Origin of the sequence: Spirosoma endbachense, from assembly GCF_010233585.1 — a bacterium.
Taxonomy (GTDB): domain Bacteria; phylum Bacteroidota; class Bacteroidia; order Cytophagales; family Spirosomataceae; genus Spirosoma; species Spirosoma endbachense.
Window position 1 is genome coordinate 5317414 of the sequence record NZ_CP045997.1, and the last position, 17378, is coordinate 5334791.

At 46.9% G+C, this 17378-nt stretch carries 12 protein-coding genes and 1 pseudogene; 7 read left to right on the forward strand and 6 right to left on the reverse strand.

Translation table 11 applies throughout. From position 1 onward, the window contains the following. Positions 1–68: 68 nt before the first annotated feature. The 4 genes from GJR95_RS21420 to GJR95_RS21435 all read right to left on the reverse strand — a co-directional run bounded on the left by GJR95_RS21420 (position 69) and on the right by GJR95_RS21435 (position 8045). Positions 69–3053 carry a DUF11 domain-containing protein gene (locus GJR95_RS21420; RefSeq protein WP_162387801.1) on the reverse strand — a complete coding sequence of 995 codons (2985 nt, stop codon included), beginning with the start codon at positions 3051–3053 and terminating at the stop codon, positions 69–71. Positions 3054–3478: 425 nt separating this feature from the next. Continuing rightward, positions 3479–5248: an aspartate--tRNA ligase gene (aspS, locus tag GJR95_RS21425; RefSeq protein ID WP_162387802.1), complete on the reverse strand. Its 1770-nt coding sequence runs from the start codon at positions 5246–5248 to the stop codon at positions 3479–3481. Between the two features lie 161 nt (positions 5249–5409). Beyond that, a complete protein-coding gene (locus GJR95_RS21430) occupies positions 5410–6876 on the reverse strand; it encodes an amidohydrolase (RefSeq protein ID WP_162387803.1) in 1467 nt (488 codons plus the stop codon). 287 nt (positions 6877–7163) lie between these two features. Then, entirely contained in the window at positions 7164–8045 is an 882-nt protein-coding gene (locus GJR95_RS21435) for a helix-turn-helix domain-containing protein (RefSeq protein WP_162387804.1), read from the reverse strand. 399 nt (positions 8046–8444) lie between these two features. Here GJR95_RS21435 and GJR95_RS21440 point away from each other — a divergent pair, with 399 nt between their 5' ends. The 7 genes and pseudogenes from GJR95_RS21440 to GJR95_RS21470 all read left to right on the forward strand — a co-directional run bounded on the left by GJR95_RS21440 (position 8445) and on the right by GJR95_RS21470 (position 15253). Beyond that, positions 8445–9221, forward strand: coding sequence for an SDR family NAD(P)-dependent oxidoreductase (locus GJR95_RS21440; RefSeq protein WP_394370005.1), 777 nt, complete (start codon positions 8445–8447; stop codon positions 9219–9221). A 43-nt stretch (positions 9222–9264) separates the two neighbouring features. Then, positions 9265–10038, forward strand: a complete 774-nt coding sequence (locus tag GJR95_RS21445) for an SDR family NAD(P)-dependent oxidoreductase (RefSeq protein WP_162387806.1) — start codon at positions 9265–9267, stop codon at positions 10036–10038. A gap of 407 nt (positions 10039–10445) precedes the next feature. After that, a complete protein-coding gene (locus tag GJR95_RS21450) occupies positions 10446–11384 on the forward strand; it encodes a TonB-dependent receptor plug domain-containing protein (RefSeq protein WP_162387807.1) in 939 nt (312 codons plus the stop codon). Positions 11385–11403: 19 nt separating this feature from the next. Then, positions 11404–11625, forward strand: a complete 222-nt coding sequence (locus tag GJR95_RS42850) for a RagB/SusD family nutrient uptake outer membrane protein (RefSeq protein WP_162391806.1) — start codon at positions 11404–11406, stop codon at positions 11623–11625. A 69-nt stretch (positions 11626–11694) separates the two neighbouring features. Further along, on the forward strand, positions 11695–13863 hold the full coding sequence (locus GJR95_RS21460; protein ID WP_162387808.1) for an outer membrane protein assembly factor BamB family protein: 2169 nt from the start codon (positions 11695–11697) through the stop codon (positions 13861–13863). A 24-nt stretch (positions 13864–13887) separates the two neighbouring features. Further along, positions 13888–14440 (forward strand): annotated as a pseudogene (locus tag GJR95_RS42965) (transposase); the annotation flags it as partial. 6 nt (positions 14441–14446) lie between these two features. Next, positions 14447–15253 carry a sugar phosphate isomerase/epimerase family protein gene (locus tag GJR95_RS21470; protein ID WP_162387809.1) on the forward strand — a complete coding sequence of 269 codons (807 nt, stop codon included), beginning with the start codon at positions 14447–14449 and terminating at the stop codon, positions 15251–15253. 154 nt (positions 15254–15407) lie between these two features. On the opposite strand, the gene GJR95_RS21475 is transcribed toward GJR95_RS21470, so the two are convergent. Together GJR95_RS21475 and GJR95_RS21480 are read right to left on the reverse strand one after the other, a co-directional pair. Further along, positions 15408–16505 (reverse strand): hypothetical protein, encoded by a 1098-nt coding sequence (locus tag GJR95_RS21475; protein WP_162387810.1) that lies wholly within the window; start codon positions 16503–16505, stop codon positions 15408–15410. A 9-nt stretch (positions 16506–16514) separates the two neighbouring features. Further along, complete coding sequence (locus tag GJR95_RS21480; RefSeq protein WP_162387811.1) at positions 16515–17375, reverse strand: methyltransferase domain-containing protein; 861 nt, start codon at positions 17373–17375, stop codon at positions 16515–16517. Positions 17376–17378: the final 3 nt, after the last annotated feature.

Sequence of the window (17378 nt, forward strand, 5' to 3'; positions counted from 1 at the left end):
ACACGAACTGCTTACCCAAAATCTGACAATTCGTTGTTGGTGTATGATCTGTGTTTTGTCGGCCGGAGCTAGCCATTGGTTCGTATACTGATGCGGGCTTCATCGTCTTCGCCATTTTCATACCCATTGCCGGGTGTCGAGTCTGGGTCGGCTTCAGCAACACTTAAAATCTGAGCGGTTATCGTTCCGGTTCCACTTACCTGAACAGGCAGGACAATACTGACCGAATTGTCGGCCGCTATCTCGGCTATGGATGCCGTAATCGTCTGACCATTAATGGTTAAGTTAGTTGTATCGGTCACTTGCCAGCCTGTGGGTAACAGAATCTGAATGGCAGTATTACTGGCTACGAGCCCTCCTCGATTAAAGATGGTAATTGTCAGGCTAACAAGTCCATTTGCTGATACGGTTAAATTACTCGTACTCATGCCAAGGCTTAAGTCTGCTTTTGTCGGATCGGTTGGAGGCTGATTCGATAGTACCACCGGAAGGGGCGTCTGATTTGGGTTTGGTGATGTGACTAACGGCCCGGTTGCATTGGCAGTTCGCAGGTCGACCAGACTGGCATCGTCCTGCCCATCGCCCGTACCTGAATTGGGCTGGCTGTCGGGGTCGAATGTCTGACTGCCAATGATCTGGGCGGCTGTGGCAAAAGTACCGGACTGAGTTGCTTTTAGCCGAAAAATGTAAGGTATTGTTTCCCCCGCAGAAACGGTACCTGCCTCAATGGTTACAGCGCTGTTCAGCACACTAACGGCGGTATTAGGCGAATCAACAAAGGTGATGGCTGGAGGGAGGAGGCTTTGAAGGCGTACGCCCGCGGCAGCCTGTGGGCCGGTATTAGTCAGTGACAAGGTAAGAGAAACGACCTGACCAACAACGGGTACGCGATTATCAAGCTGCATAGACAGCGATAAGTCAGCTACATCAGGGCAAATAAGCAGGGGCGCGCCAGGCATGCTGACTACGGCCGGATTACTACCGATCACCCGTATACGGTAATTAGTTCCCAGTGGTAAGCCTGATGGTAAAGTGGCAAGTATTGGACTTGTATTACCCGTGCCAATCGTCGTTCCGGCGTTAAAGGAACCTGTTGCGTCCGACAACTGGACTGTAAAGCTATTCCCATTATTCATTTCGCCGTCTGTGACAATAACCGATACAGAGAATGAACCGGATACGCATGGAGGAGTAACCGGAATACCATAAAGTGTTAGAATAGGAGGAACAGTAGGAATTGGCTCCATGGCATAATACAGAATATTTCGGCCTTCAATCAGGCTTACATCATACCAGAAGCCTGATCCCGAATCACCCTGCCGTCGAACAGCCAATCGGTACCGCCCAGGTTCAACCCCACCGACACCAAAGGCGCTGGGTGGATAATTGTTCAGATAATTGAAATCAGCAAATTCGGCATAGTCGGGCCCCTGACTGCTTGGTAGGGCCAGATTCCAGCCCGAATTGCCGAAAGTGCCGCCATCCATACTTTCGACTCGGGTTTCTACCGGAACATCTGATCGAACCATGACAAAAAAACCATGGCTTTTTGGTTCATACCGGTAGGCAAAACGCTGGATGGCAGGATCGGTCGTTCCGCCACTGGTTGTCAGCTGAATCGATGGCTGAGTAGCGGTGGGTGTTGCCGATTGCTGTACCTGAAAAGGCTCGCCAAGAGTACCTAGAGTAACAGGGTGAGTCGAGTTTGTTCGCATCCGATACTGACCATCGGGCAAGCTGGCGGGTAGCGTTACCATCAGTGGATTGGCTGTGCCGGGGGCTGATTCGTATACGACCTGATTATTGTCAGCTCGTACTAGTTGGGCAATATATTGATTATCAGCTTCATGAGCGTCGGCCCGAAGTGAAGCCACCTGAATGGTTTCGCCGGGTCGGCGGATGAGGGGAAGCGTGTAACCACTGGTAATAAAAGCGGATGAATCGACTGGTGTAAATGGGAGAGCTGTATTGAAAAACGTACTATTCAGACATTGTTCCCAGGTATTGATAAACCGATAAAGCCCCTCGCCAAGCATATGCGTACCATCGGGGCGGTTTTCCGGACCAACTATACTGTCTGTAGCTGGCCCCGCAAAGACATCATGAACCTGGGCAATTAATTGATTTTGAGCAGCAATGACGGTAGGGCTTGTCTGGCCAGCGACAAAACTGGTTCGTGATACCATCCAGGCTAATTGGTTGAAGCCTGTCTGTTGACGGGATTTGTTGATGACGTACTGAATATTGTCGAAATAGGTCTGAGTGCTGGTCATGAGGTCATTTTCACCCTGGTGCCAGAGAACAGCGCGCGCTCCCGTACGGGATACATAATGCAATAAAGCGATACCCAAACGTCTATATACGGATGAATTCGGCGTATTGCCCAGGTTACCAGCAGCTGATTGCTTCCATTCGTCGCTTGACGTACCACCCAATGCTGCACCCAGAAACATGACCGGTACATTGAGCCGACGAACGAGTCGATCACCCAGAATACTCCAAAGGTGCGGAGGCTGACTGGGACCTATGTTACTCCCGTAGCTGACATTGCTAAACCGAAAGGGAAGCAGATATTCATTGATCGTTTCCTGTCGGAAATCGACACAGGAAACGCGATCCTCTTCGGAACTTGGAACGCGCTGTAGTCCACCATAGACGTTCGACTGACCGGCCAATACGAATACTTCACCAACACCTACCCGGTTTACGTGCGTTTCGGCTACTAATGTACTACCCGTTTTCGCTCGGACATCCAGGCGATATTGCCCTTTTTTGACAAGAACAGACCCTCGAAATGCTTTAGATGATGGGAAAAATGAGAGAGGTGTCCAGGGCGTTACTTCGCCCTGCTCAATGGCCATCGGTATAAACCTCGCTTCGATAGTTGTAGCCGTCGGCGGAGCTAACCCAGTTATGACTATTGTGGCTTCGTCTGACTGATTTCGTTGATAAACAATTCGGGGTACCGGGCTAGTGATTGTTAATTGAGCAAAGGATCGCGCAGAATATAGAATAAGCAATACCATTAGTATTGGTCGTACAGAAGCGCTCATGTCGGATAGGGTTGCGTAATGCCGTGATAATGGCCGCCAAGTATAAACTATTATCGCATGAAATGCTAGATGTATATACTTGTGAAGTTGCCAAAATGGGCTAACTTAATACATTAGCCTATGCTTTGACGAGATAGCCGTTTCGGTTTGATTGGCAAGCTGGCTTTTGTAGAATTTTAGATCGTAAATTAATGAGCTGATATAGAGCTGTTTACTAGTTTAATATACTAATTCTAGGTGTAATATGGTAATAAAGAATACTAGGTATTTATTATATAAAAAACTTATAACCTTTAAGTAAGTAAATGCAGATTTTGACCAGAAAAGCAGCGCGGATGGAAGCTTCGTGTAACTAGAGTCTGCAAAACAGTGGTTATATGCCAGACTCTGGTTACGCGAAGTTTCCACTCACGCTATTCATAAATTTACTTCGCTACCGTTGCGATCTTTAGTTCATCTAATTGGGCTTGCGAAATGGTAGACGGCGAGTCGATCATCACATCCCGGCCAGAATTGTTTTTCGGGAAGGCAATAAAGTCGCGAATAGAATCGGCTCCGCCAAAGAGCGAGCATAACCGGTCGAAACCGAACGCGATACCACCGTGGGGCGGAGCACCGTATTCGAAGGCATCCATCAGGAAGCCAAATTGATTTTTGGCTTCTTCATCTGAGAAACCCAGAATACTAAACATCCGCGCCTGTAGGTCACGGTTGAAAATCCGGATAGAACCACCACCAACTTCGGTTCCGTTGATAACCAGGTCATACGCATTGGCCCGAACTGCACCCGGATCGTTCGCCAATAGGGCAATATCTTCTGGCTTTGGCGATGTAAAGGGGTGGTGCATGGCAAACCACCGATTCTCTTCTTCGCCATACTCGAGAAGCGGGAAGTCGAGCACCCACAATGCGCTGAATACGTTTGGATCGCGCAGACCTAACCGACTACCCATTTCCAGCCGCAGTTCGTTCAGTTGCTTGCGTGCTTTGGCACAATCGCCCGAAATGAGAAGCATCAAATCGCCAGGTTTAGCACCAAAGTGAGCAGCCCATGCTTTCAAATCGTCTTCCGAATAAAATTTGTCTACCGACGATTTTAGCGTACCGTCTTCGTTATAGCGGACATAAATCAACCCTTTAGCGCCAATTTGCGGGCGTTTAACCCAGTCCGTTAGCTCATCGAGTTGCTTGCGGGTATAGTGCGCACAACCCGGCGCGTTGATACCCACAACCAGTTCGGCCGAATCGAACACGCCGAAACCCTTTCCAGAGGTCATATCAACCGTATCGAAGGTGCCTTTAAGCTCGACGAATTCCATACCAAAGCGCGTATCGGGTTTATCGGACCCGTAACGTTTCATGGCATCGGCATAGGTCATACGTGGCACTTCGACCATATCGATCCCTTTTACCGCTTTGAACAGGTGCCGAACCAGTCCTTCGAACATATTCAGGATGTCTTCCTGCTCCACAAACGACATTTCGCAGTCGATCTGTGTAAACTCGGGTTGACGGTCAGCACGAAGATCTTCATCGCGGAAGCACTTCACAATCTGATAGTAACGGTCGAAGCCCGATACCATCAGCAATTGTTTAAATGTTTGGGGAGACTGTGGGAGTGCATAAAACTCGCCCGGATTCATCCGACTTGGCACCACAAAATCCCGTGCGCCTTCGGGTGTAGATTTGATCAGTACCGGCGTTTCGACCTCAATGAAATTCTGACCGTCCATATACAGACGTGTCTGCTGGGCCATCCGATGGCGAAGCTCAAGGTTCCGACGAACAGGATTACGGCGCAGATCAAGATAACGGTATTTCATCCGCAGATCGTCGCCACCGTCGGTTTCGTCCTCGATGAGGAAAGGTGGTAACTTGGCCGGGTTCAGAACGTCCAGAGCCGTTACCTTGATTTCAATGTCGCCAGTGGGCAGATTCGGGTTTTTTGACTTTCGTTCGATGACCGTACCTGTGGCTTTCAGAACATATTCGCGACCCAGCGAACGGGCGATGGCAAAGAGTTCGGGCGCAGTCTGGCCATCTTCGAGCAGAAGCTGTGTAATACCATACCGGTCGCGTAGATCAACCCACAACACGCCACCCTTATCACGAATTGTCTGGACCCAGCCGGTCAATGTGACCGTATTGTTGCTGTCAGTAAGGCGGAGTTCTCCGCAAGTATGCGTTCGAAGCATGTTTAAAGAAGGAAAGAGTGAAAGAGTGAAGGGGCGAATGTGACTGACGGAAACCGCTCGTTCGCTCATTCACTTCTTCACTCTTTAGAATTCTACCGCAAAGGTAGGTACTTTGCCGAAACCCGACTACTCACTCTTTCGCTCTTTCATACTTTCACTCATTATTTTCGGTAATCCAGGGCTGGTTTTCTGTCGCCGAGCAGTGCTTCATACTTGAAGTCGGCCCCACGCTTCTTGACCCACTCTGCGCGGGCTTTCTCGATGAGTGCCGGTGTTTTAAAGAGATCGAGGGCTGTCATGGAGAGCGTTTTGGCCGCAACGATCATTCCCTTCTGGCCAATGCTCATGCCACTGGCGGCTGTAGACTGCCAGCTGTGTGCCGATGAGCCCGGAACCCAGGTTGCGGTTGATAAACCTACGGTCGGTACCGTCCAGCTTACGTCGCCAACGTCGGTTGAGCCACCGCTGGTTGCGCTTTCAGAGGCATCGCGGAAGTCTTTTACGGTAGCTGCTTCTTCGATGGGGACTTTCCGATCGAACGTTTCACTGATTTTTTTTGCGAACTCCGTTTCTTCAGGGGTATAGTTCACACCACCAACCGTTTTCAGGTTTTGATGCATTACTTCGGCCAGGGTTACATTGGGCAACAAATCATAAACACCGCCCAGCACTTCCCAGCTTACCTGTGTGCCTGTTCCTTTCGCTGCACCTTCAGCCGCATTTTCAATCCGTTTCCAGACACTTTGCACAACTGCCCGGTCTTTATTGCGAGCGTAATAATAAACCTCCGCAAAAGCTGGAACCACGTTTGGAGCTTCACCACCGCGCGTAATGACATAGTGGATACGGGTATCGGATGGGATATGCTCGCGCATCATGTTGACCATGTAATCCATGGCTTCGACACCATCCAGCGCCGATCGACCGCGCTCCGGTGATGCGGCAGCGTGAGCCGCAATGCCTTTAAATCGGAACTTCGCATTCTTGTTGGCCAGCGATGTACCAGCATCGGCAGCATTCTGCGCACCAGGATGCCAATGCAGCACTACATCTACATCATTGAACAGCCCCTCCCGGACCATATATACCTTGGCCGAACCACCTTCTTCGGCCGGACAACCGTAAATTTTGACCGTTCCGGCATGGCCTGATTTTTTGAGCCAGTCTTTCACCTCAACAGCAGCGGCAACCGACGCCGTTCCGAATAGGTTATGGCCGCATCCGTGCCCGCCTTTTTGTCCCGGAATGGGAGTAAATTCGGGTTTGGCTTCGGTCGCCAGTCCTGGCAGCGCATCATATTCACCCAGAATACCGATAACGGGTTTGCCTGAACCATAGGTAGCTACAAAAGCCGTGGGAATTCCAGCCACACCCGTTTGAACATCAAAACCTTCTTTCTTTAATTGTTCTTCCAGCAGGGCGGAGCTTTTTTCTTCCTGATAGCCAAGTTCTGCGAAAGTCCAGATCTGCTTCGAAATAGTGGCGTATTCGGGGAACCGTTTGTCGAGATCCGCAATGACAGCCTGTTTATCAGGATCAATAGCCGGAGTTGCTGCTTTTTTTGCTTTAGGCTGAGCTACGGCGAGTATAGGAATGAGTAATAAGGTTGTGAGGAATTGTCTTTTCATAGGTTAGTATTCGGATAATTGGTTTATAAGCCGATAAAAATAGGGAAAAAAGGGCGTTCGGGCAATTTTGTTGGAGGAGTGCTATCTTTACTTGAATAATATATACACTCCCTATGCTTGTCGATTGAGGAAGGTAAGCGCAATATTCCGATGTGTCATCGATTTTCGGTGCCCTGGAAGACGACAGTCAACTGGGAAGTTTAGTTTTCAGACATTGGATAGGAGCGAATTATGGCATGGCGATACTAAGCCTGGTTGCATATGATTTAATCCAATACGCGTAAACATTAATCAGTTTTTGTAGAATCCTCCTCAGCAAGTTTCTTCCGATATTCATATGGGGTAAACCCAATTATTGCTTTAAACTGTCGATTAAAGTAGGTGATACTGTGAAAGCCACAGGAGTAACAGACGACCGATATGCTATCATGAGATCTGTATAACAGTTGCTTAGCGTGTTTAATACGAACCTCATTAACAAATTGAGAGAAGGTTTTGCTAGTCCGGCGCTTAAAGTAACGACAGAAAGCCGCTTCCTGCATACAAGCCAGGGAAGCGGCTTTTTTTGTGGATAACTTTTCATTGAAGTGTCTTAATACATATTGATAGACGCTATCAAGACGTGTGTCGTCCCCCTGTTTCTTAATAAACTTGTCTATAATGGGGTCAATGATGGTAATTTGGTGCTGATTGCTCGTAGCTAGTAAATGAAGTGTGTAGATGAATTGAAGTAAAGCGACCAGGCCCAAATTTTTGGATTTAGACATCTCTAATACCGAAATCCACACAGAATCATCAACCGGCCCGAATTTAATGCCCGAAGCGGCCAGTTTTAGCAGTTCATTAACAGCATTAAGTTCGGGTAATTGGCTAAAAACCTTTTCCAGTGAATCATCACGGAACTGGATCACAATCGAATGACCCATTTCCACAAAAAGTCGATCAATGACAAAATAGTGAGGAAAGTTTGGGCCAAATAAATACACATCGCCTGGACCGAAGTTCATAACCTGATTCCCACCATAAAATTTACCCTGCCCTTTTATAATGAAGAGTAACTCGTAGCCCCGGTGAAAATGAAAAGGTGCAGCAAACTGGTTGGCTTGCTCTTGGCGAATGATAAAGCTTGCATCCAGAACGGGCTGGATATCACGAAAAAAAGTTCTCATATAGTATATGAAATTGATATGAATAATGGAATATAAGGTAGAATTAATGTAAATAGTGTGTAATAAACGGCAAATATAATGCTTTTTCGAAGATTGTATTATTCAGACATTTGTTTGTCATTTCAATGGAATAGTATATATGTTAGGCCATGTGCATGCTATTAAAAATAGGATTAGAAGCAGCCAGAGGAGAAACAAGCCAGATACTCCATTGCAAGTGAACAGCAGAAAGTGCTGTGTTTATCCGAAATCATATGATATGCATTACCGACCGTGCCTTTGCCAGGACTTTGTCAGTGTTAGCAACGAGGAAATGTTCAATAAAAGGATTTTTGGGAATCTAGTCTTCGACTGAGCAGTAACAGATACGCATTCATCACTGATTATGAAAGCCTTCGAATAACCGTGAATAAGACGACCTTGACAGATAAAGTAGCCATTATCACTGGGGCTGGTGTTGGTATCGGACTGGAAATTGCCCGGCAACTAGCCAATGCAGGCGCTCAGGTGATCCTGAATAATCGCACGGCGCAACTAACAATGGAAGCAGCAGAGAAGATCACACAGGAAGGAGGCAACTGCATTCCTGTTCCCGGTGATTCCAGTGACCGGGCCGTCATTCAGCAACTGGTTGATACAGCAGTGTCGAGGTTTGGAAAGCTGGACATTGTTATTGCCAATGCGGGTATTACGCTTTTTGGGGACTTTTTCTCCTATACTCCTGAAGCGTTCTACCGCGTGCTACAGGTAAATCTTGGGGGAACATTCTTTCTGGCGCAGGCTGCGGCAAATCAAATGAAAAACCAACCATCAGGGGGCACGCTATTGTTTACCTCATCAGTGACAGGTCACCAGGCCCATCAGAATCTAGAGGCTTATGGCATGACAAAGGCAGCCATTGAAATGCTGGCTAAAAGTTTAGTCATTGAACTTTCACCCTACCGCATAAGTGTCAATGCCATTGCTCCTGGAGCTACACTGACCGAACGAACACTCGAAGATCCGGAATACGAAAAAACTTGGTCGCGTATCACTCCTATGGGGAGCCCAGCCACTGTGGCTGACATTGCCGCGGCAGCTTTGTTTTTTGTCTCAGATGCAGCGCGACATGTTACCGGACAAACACTAATTATTGACGGGGGTTGGACGTCTGTTAGTCCCTCACCAATGAATTAACAGGTTATTCATGGTTCAAAATCCTTTATCCTAAGGAAATTTTATGCTACGGTTAGATCAGAAAGTGGCACTTATAACTGGGGGAGGCAGTGGCATTGGCCGGGCTATCTCCGCTCTTTTTGCTCAGCAGGGGGCCACAGTTTTTATACTGGATATTGATGAGGATGGCGCTACAGAGACCCTTCAATCGATAGTTGCCATCAAGGGTAAGGCATTTTTCAAAAAATGTAGTGTCCACAACGAGAGCGAAGTGAGATTAGTAGTAGAGTCTATTATTGATCAGGTTGGCCGGTTGGATATAATCATTAACAATGCGGGGATAGCTCATATTGGCAATGCAGAAACGACCCGGTCCGCCGATATGGAACGTCTGCTGGCAGTTAACGTAAAAGGCGTGTTCTATGTCATTCAGGCAGCTCTACCTCACCTCAAAAAAGTAAGGGGAGTGATCCTGAATATGGCTTCAGTGGCGGCTACAGTAGGATTGGCAGATCGCTTTGCATACAGCATGACGAAAGGAGCTGTTGTGGGCATGACGCTTTCCGTAGCAAAAGATTATCTGGCCGATGGTATTCGCTGCAATTGTATATCGCCGGGGCGCGTACATACGCCTTTTGTGGATGGCTTTCTGGCGAAGACTTATCCGGGTCGTGAACAGGAAATGTTTGAGAAGTTATCAAAAACCCAACCGATTGGTCGGATGGGTACTTCCGAAGAAATAGCCTCATTAGCCTTGTACTTATGCTCAGAAGAAGCTGCTTTCATTACCGGAAGCGATTACACCATTGATGGTGGGCTTACTCGATTAAATAGCTAGTACGCTAATTGTGTCGGTGTATCGCATGTATGTGGGCAGATAGGTTCGAGGATCTGTAAATAATCAGAGCTTATCTTATTTATATAAATACGGCTGGCATGAGATAGCCAAATGCTTGGTGAGACCCCTGGGTATGGTAATCCACATGCCAGTGTTCAATTGTGCCCTTCCCCTTTGGTCGGGAGTCAGGTACAGCAGAAAATTACATGAATAGAATCTGCGATGTAAATGGCAAGGACGGCTTGTCAGGACGATGTCTATGACAGAAGCTGAAGGATAAAGGGCTTAGGTTAATGTAATTATCGCCGGATATTTTGGGATAATGCCCCTTCGTTAATCGGAATAACACGTAATCCCTATGGTTGCTTTAAAAGTAATCAGAGCCTCAATTTGAAAATCCATTTTGTATGAAAGATTCTACCCAGGAAAGAATGCGAAGTGTCCAGCTTCTGGTAGGACGAACAAAATATTGCTTAAGCCATTTCTTTGTATTAACGCCTTTAATGGGCCTAAAATCATATGCAGCAGCGGTACTTTATCCTGACTCAAAGCGATTAGAGCGCAAGAGCATCTTCCAGGCTGACACCCTTATAAAAGGAGAGGTGACCGATGAAAAAGGTATGGCAATGCCGGGTGTAACAATTCAGATAAAAGAAAGCAACCGTGGTACGATAACAGATGCGTCAGGAAAATATAGTATTACCGCGCCTGGCAATAGTGTACTGGTATTTTCATTTGTTGGATATCTGACGCAAGAGGTGCCATTAAATGGAAGAACTAGAGTAAAAATCAAACTTTTAGAATCTGAACAAAATTTAAATGAAATTATCGTAACAGGTTATACGACTCAGCGTAAAAAAGACATCATAGGAGCGGTCTCAGTGGTCAGCGCAAAAGATTTGCAGCAGACGCCGTCGCCAAATATCATGGCTCAATTGCAGGGACGGGCTGCGGGCGTAACCGTGAGTACCAGTGGCGATCCGAGTGCTACATCAAGTATAAGAATCCGTGGCTTTGCCTCATATGGTAATAATAATCCGTTATATATAGTCGACGGAGTGGCTACCACTGATATAACACGCATTAATCCTGAAGACATCGAATCGTTACAGGTTTTAAAGGATGCGTCCGCAGCTTCGATCTATGGTGCCCGTGCTGTCAATGGAGTAGTAATCATCACTACAAAACATGGCAAATCAGGGACAACAAGCCTTACCTATAATTCATATATCGGCGTTCAGCAGGTGCCTCTAAGAAGTATGCCGCCTATGCTAAGTCCTGTGGAACTGATGCTAGACCTTATACAGCTCCCTGGACAAGTAAGATTGAATCGATGCAAGCACTAATGTTTGAGCGGAGGCTTGAATTAGGCCAGAAGGGCACCGCTTTTTTGACCTTGTCCGCTGGGGAATTGCAGAGCAGGAGATTACCAAATATCTCGCTAAGGAAACGCCTAGGCGTAAGTTGATATTCACAGGTGTCAGTTTTACGAAAGGCAAGTGCGAATATCAGCCCATTCCAGATTATGCTATTAAACAAAGTTATAAAGACGGGAAGCCCACCTTGAAACAAAACGAAGGCTACTAATAGATTTAATTGGTTGACACTTTTGCGGGAAATAATGTCAGCCAATCATTGCACGTAAACTTACAAGATATGACATTCACAAGGATAAAATATGCATTTTCTCTAGTCGTTTTGGGCGTGTTTTTGGTTTCTCTCACCGATTTTCCCAAGAAATTATATCTCGACTGGCGTACTTATGGTGGTAACTCTGAAAACAATAAGTATTCAGACCTTAAGCAAATCGATACGTCCAATGTTGACCAATTAAAAGTGGCATGGGTTTATCGCTCTGAAAATGGGGATAGCACCAGATTTGGACCAATGGAATCCAATCCCATTATTATTGGTAAAACCCTATTTGCGGTATCAGCCAAGTTGAAGTTGTTTGCTATTGATGCGGCTACCGGTAAAAGGAAATGGGAGTTTAATCCTGCAGATTCGTCGACCAATAGGACCTGGTATGAAAATTATGCTACCCCTATGAACAGGGGAGTAGCCTATTGGACGGAGGGTGATGACAGCCGAGTCCTTTTTGCTTGTGGGAATATCGTATATGCTGTGAATGCCACAACAGGCCGGCTCGTTCCTACTTTTGGTAAAAATGGAGGTGTTGATTTACGCGAAGGGCTTGGAAGAGACCCAAAAACCGTCTCGATGTCTCCGACTTCGCCTGTGCTGATCTATAAAAACCTGTTTATCACAAGTGGGTTGAACGGCGGTTATACTCCTGGCGATATACGCGGTTTTGACGTCAAAACTGGTGAGCAGAAATGGGCATTTCATACAATTCCTTACCCAGGTGAATTTGGATACGACACCTGGGAGGATAAAACGGCTTACCAACGGCTGGGTTCGACCAATGCCTGGAGTGGTTTCAGCCTCGATAGTAAAAGGGGAATACTCTATGCCGGTATCGGTAGCCCTACCAATGATATGTACGGCGGTGCACGCCTGGGGAAAGGATTGTTCGGCAATTGCCTGGTGGCGCTTGATGCTCAAACGGGTAAGCGCATCTGGCATTTCCAAACAGTTCATCACGATGTCTGGGATATGGATGTATCCAGCCCGCCGGCACTGCTGACCCTTACCCGCAACGGGAAAAAAGTGGATGCCGTCGCACAAACAACCAAAACAGGGATGATTTTTGTTTTTGATCGCGTAACGGGAAAACCCCTCTTTCCAATAAAAGAAATACCCGTGCTCACTGATGGGGTAGAAGGAGAAAAATTGCATCCAACACAGCCTTTCCCGGTATTGCCCAAACCATTTGCAAGGCAAATCCTGACAGAAAAGGATTTAAATCCACTGGTGAGTGCTGAGGAACAAGAACAAATCAGGCAACGATTCAGGACTTACCGATCCCAGGGCATCTATACGCCACCCAGTGAGCAAGGAACAATCATTTTGCCTGGTTATGATGGTGGCGGTGAATGGGGCGGTCCAACAGTGGATCCTACTTCCAATATTCTGTATGTGAATGCCAACGAAATGGCCTGGGTACAAACCTTGGTTAGAATGCAGCGTGGTGGTAAAAAACTGACTAACCTGGAGGCCGGTTCATTTTTGTACAAAAAAAATTGTATGATCTGTCACGGCCCCGAACTTTTAGGCTCCGGAGATTTTCCAAAATTGATTGGGGTAGATCAAAAATATACGCTTGACCAGTTCAATCAGCTCCTTAAAACAGGAAAGACCAGGATGCCAGGATTTGCGCAACTCTCATTAGAAGAAAAGACTGCGATTGGCTCTTTTGTTTTGAACCTGAAAGCAGAACAGGAAAAACCCTACACTGGAAGGGCCATCGAGAGTAAGGATCCTTCGAAACCGGACTATAGCTTCACAGGTTATAATAAATTTTTAACAAAGGACGGTTATCCTGCCATCAGCCCGCCATGGGGTACAATAAACGCTATCGACCTGAACACCGGGAAGTATGTATGGAAAATCCCGTTTGGCGAATTTGAAGAGCTAAAGAAAAAAGGAATACCGACTACCGGCCGCGAAAATTACGGTGGATCTGTTGTAACGGCCGGCGGGTTACTATTTATCGGAGCTTCGGCAGACGGGAAATTCAGGGCATTTAACAAAAAGACAGGCAAGCTGCTTTGGGAAACCGACCTCCCTGCTGCTGGTGTGGCCACACCAGCCGTGTATGCAATCGATGGCAGGCAATATGTGGTTATTGCCTGCGGTGGCTCTAAATGGGACAGAAAAAGATCAAGTGATGCTTATGTGGCATTTACATTACCAGAGAAATAGGTATTAACCTGTAATCGAGGTGAGCCCGTCTGTGATAACCGACGAATCCATACTCATAAAGTCTTAACCCACATCGCTAGTCGGGGCAAGCCGTCAACAGGCTGGTTTTATAGATTAAAATATCGTTTGATTATCAACGAGTTAGTTCAAATTGCGCATTTCCTGATCACTCTGGCGAATGTGTCGGATAATAACAACTTGGTACTACGCAAGCTACTGAGCAAGCTTACAGGTAAGCGTTATGCGGATAAAGGATGCATCAGTAAACTTTTCGAGACCTTCTATTAACAAGGCTTGCGCGTGGTCACTAAAAGCCGCAAAAATAGGAAGAACCGGTTAGTGCGGCTGGATGATAAGTTACGACTTAAGAAGTGGGCGTTAATTGACCGGGCAGCCAGCGCTGTCAGTGAATGACATTTTGATGAGTATACAGGAGATTGATCACACTCGCCACCGTTCTCCGCTCAATGCGCTGGTGCATACCAAGGCAGGCTTTGCCGCTTTCCATTTCTACGACAAAAAACCGTCTGTTTTTGTAAACCTGTTCACTTCTAATTCCGAATTCACTTTAATCTAAAATACAATGAAGACGATCAAATACTTTCTTTTATTGATGCTGATCACCATGGCCTTTGTCAAAGGCGTTCCCCGATGGAAAACAGGTGTTGCATTGTATTCTTTTCACCACCACGCTTTCAAAAAAAGTTTAGATATGGCTCAACGCTGTGGTTTAACAAACGTTGAAGGTTTTTCATTTCAAAAACTCGGAGAGGACTTTGGTGACAAAACAATGGGTGATTTAAACGCAACTGAGGTGACTTTGGTGAAACAAATGCTGGCTGAAAGAAATCTCAATATGTCATCTTTGTTTGTTGGCAAAGCGAATGGTTTGAACGATTGGGAAAAGTATTTCAAATTGGGTCAAGAATTTGGCGTGAAGTATCTGGTGTGTGAACCATTAAAAAAAGATTGGGGGATTATCGATAGTTTAGCCGGAGTTTATAAAACTAAAATTGCCATTCATGAACATAAAAAACCCAACTTGTACTGGCACCCAGATTCGGTTCTGGCAGCAGTTAAAGGACATAAAAATATTGGGGCTTGTGCCGATATTGGCCATTGGGTTAGAAGTGGTCTGGACCCGGTCAATTGCCTGAAAGCACTTTCTGGGCATATTATCGGGATACATCTCAAAGATGTCGATAAGTCAGGCAAGGATGTTGATCCTGGAAAAGGGGAAATCGATTTTGCCCGTGTCGTGCAGGAATTGAAGAGACAAAAATTTACCGGTTATATTAACGTAGAATGCGAGCATAACTGGGAGGATAACACCACAGACGTAAAAAACGCCATACAATACATCCAGGATACAGCAAAAAACGAAAAATAAGTAGTGCTATTGGCATGGTTTATGAATTGCCCAATACCTATGGAGTGATCAGGCAGCAACTTCAAAAATCATAGAAACTATTCATCCCACACCGGGTTGTGGCATTGTTGTCGAAGTAGAATAGGAGCGTAATGACGTCATTGACCAACTTCTTTCAATAATCATACACATGCTCAATCTTAACGCCCTGCTCGGTTACGAACCGAACGGTTTTGTCCAGCCAACGGACGGGCGTTACCAGGGCAACCCGCTTCAGGCCGGGTTTGGTGAGAATTGGCTGCGTAAATACCAGTTGGAAATCGGTCGAGGCTGGTTTCCAGGTTTCGGGAGCCAATAGGGTTATCAGGATGGCCGAGTTATTCCCAGCAATTTCCCGGAAGGTTGCACCCTGCTGTACTAAAGCCGACACGGCCGGATGGAAAGCTTCATAACGGGGCAACATTAGTAAGGCCGAGCCATCGGGATACGTTTGGGCAGGTGATAGAGAGGTTGGCCGTTGGGTAGCGGGTAGTTTGTCTATGATGACAGCAGTTGTCGGCAAAGCATCGTCGTAAGAAGCTTTGGTGCCGAGTTTGATGAGGTAACCATAGCCTGCCTTCACCAGCAACTCCGTCAGCAGCATATACTTGCGATCACATTTACGCAGGAAATGTGGCCCGAAAAACGATGTTCCTGTCAGTAGGCTGGGAATACGAGAAGTAAAGTCGAACTCATACCAGGGCGATACGCGGATAAAGTCTACGTAATCCTGCGTAAACGTTGCATTAAAGGTATCTTCATCCGTCACGATAGCGCCCTGCGTTGGGTTCGTTAGCCGCCCAACGATGGTTTCGTAGAGGGCTTTCATGGCATATTCGACCGTTGTGCTGACGCCAATGACCCAGATCATGATGTGGTAACCGGTATTGAACGCGAAAATGCCTTTGATCTGATCATACACGACACCATAACTTTGCCAGAGCTGTTTAACGTGGCTCATGTATGGGAATGTGGTCGTTGTGCGGATTTGGGCGTAGTCGGCTATTTCGGCGGGGCTATGGACCAGAAACCATTCGGGATAGGTCAGGAATGTCTGATCGGCGGGGCGGATGTGCTCGGCGGGTGTGACTGGATTCGGATTGCTGACCAGCCATTCTTTCGGCACAACGCAGCCCTTGCCAGCCGGAGTCGTCAAGGATTGTCGCCCTTTGCGGAGGAAAAGAAAAACGGCCAGTACGACCATCATAACCGTCAGAATCGGGAGCCTAAGCATGAGGGACTATCAAATTTTAGTGAACAGGACCAGCGTATTATCAGATGGATCATTGGCTTGAAGGAGCCGTTTACCCGCATCGCTAAAGCCAGCCTGACTAATGAGCCGACTCCATTCCTCAATCGGTTTAAACCCTTTATAATCCTGCTGATCGATTTCCCAAGTGATGTTCAGACCGAGGTTAAATACGGTATGAACGAGCGATACGAACGTTGCCATATCATCGGTTTTTACGTCGTGATCGCGCAGAATAAACCAGCCACCAGGACGCAGAATTCGCCGGATGGAGTTGATAAAGCCCGCTAGTTTTTCGGGTCGGGTGTGATGCAGGCCAATCAGGCAGGTTACCAGATCAACGCTTTCGCTGGCAATAGCATCGGGGCTAATTGGCTCGTAATCATTTAGTTCAACAAAGGTGCCGATTTTGCCTAACTGACCCCGTTCCATAATATCGGCAGGGCTGTTGGTTGGAGCAACATCGTTGATCAGGTAAATGGGCTCGCTGATAGGCAGGTGTTTACGCAGATGGCTGATGTAGCGACCCGGTGACCCAATTTCAACGTAGCCGTTTATCTGGGCTCCTTTGGGCAACAGTTCCAGTGTTTGGCGGGTCATTTCTTTTTTCTGCGTTTTGAGGGCAGGCAGCGCATAGGTCAGTTCTGACAGAAACGGCTTGATGCTGGACAGGCGATTCTGTACGGTTTTATAAATACGCTCGTCCGACGTTTCTGTTTTCGTTACTTCACGAATCAGGTGGTGAAACTTGTCTTCGGGATAGAGGTGAAAAACGACCTGTAGAAAGCGGTAAAACGCATCGCGGGGTTTCGTTTCATCGAAAACAGTGTGAAATTCAGAAGTTACTGGTGTCATGGC

Bases quoted from the DNA above. Each gene is read 5' to 3' on its own strand.
- GJR95_RS21420 (WP_162387801.1), bottom strand. From the start codon at position 3,053: ATGAGCGCTTCTGTACGACCAATACTAATGGTATTGCTTATTCTATAT.
- GJR95_RS21470 (WP_162387809.1), top strand. From the start codon at position 14,447: ATGAAGACGATCAAATACTTTCTTTTATTGATGCTGATCACCATGGCC.
- GJR95_RS21430 (WP_162387803.1), bottom strand. From the start codon at position 6,876: ATGAAAAGACAATTCCTCACAACCTTATTACTCATTCCTATACTCGCC.
- GJR95_RS21435 (WP_162387804.1), bottom strand. From the start codon at position 8,045: ATGAGAACTTTTTTTCGTGATATCCAGCCCGTTCTGGATGCAAGCTTT.
- GJR95_RS21460 (WP_162387808.1), top strand. From the start codon at position 11,695: ATGACATTCACAAGGATAAAATATGCATTTTCTCTAGTCGTTTTGGGC.
- GJR95_RS21445 (WP_162387806.1), top strand. From the start codon at position 9,265: ATGCTACGGTTAGATCAGAAAGTGGCACTTATAACTGGGGGAGGCAGT.
- GJR95_RS21475 (WP_162387810.1), bottom strand. From the start codon at position 16,505: ATGCTTAGGCTCCCGATTCTGACGGTTATGATGGTCGTACTGGCCGTT.
- GJR95_RS21450 (WP_162387807.1), top strand. From the start codon at position 10,446: ATGAAAGATTCTACCCAGGAAAGAATGCGAAGTGTCCAGCTTCTGGTA.
- GJR95_RS21480 (WP_162387811.1), bottom strand. From the start codon at position 17,375: ATGACACCAGTAACTTCTGAATTTCACACTGTTTTCGATGAAACGAAA.
- aspS (WP_162387802.1), bottom strand. From the start codon at position 5,248: ATGCTTCGAACGCATACTTGCGGAGAACTCCGCCTTACTGACAGCAAC.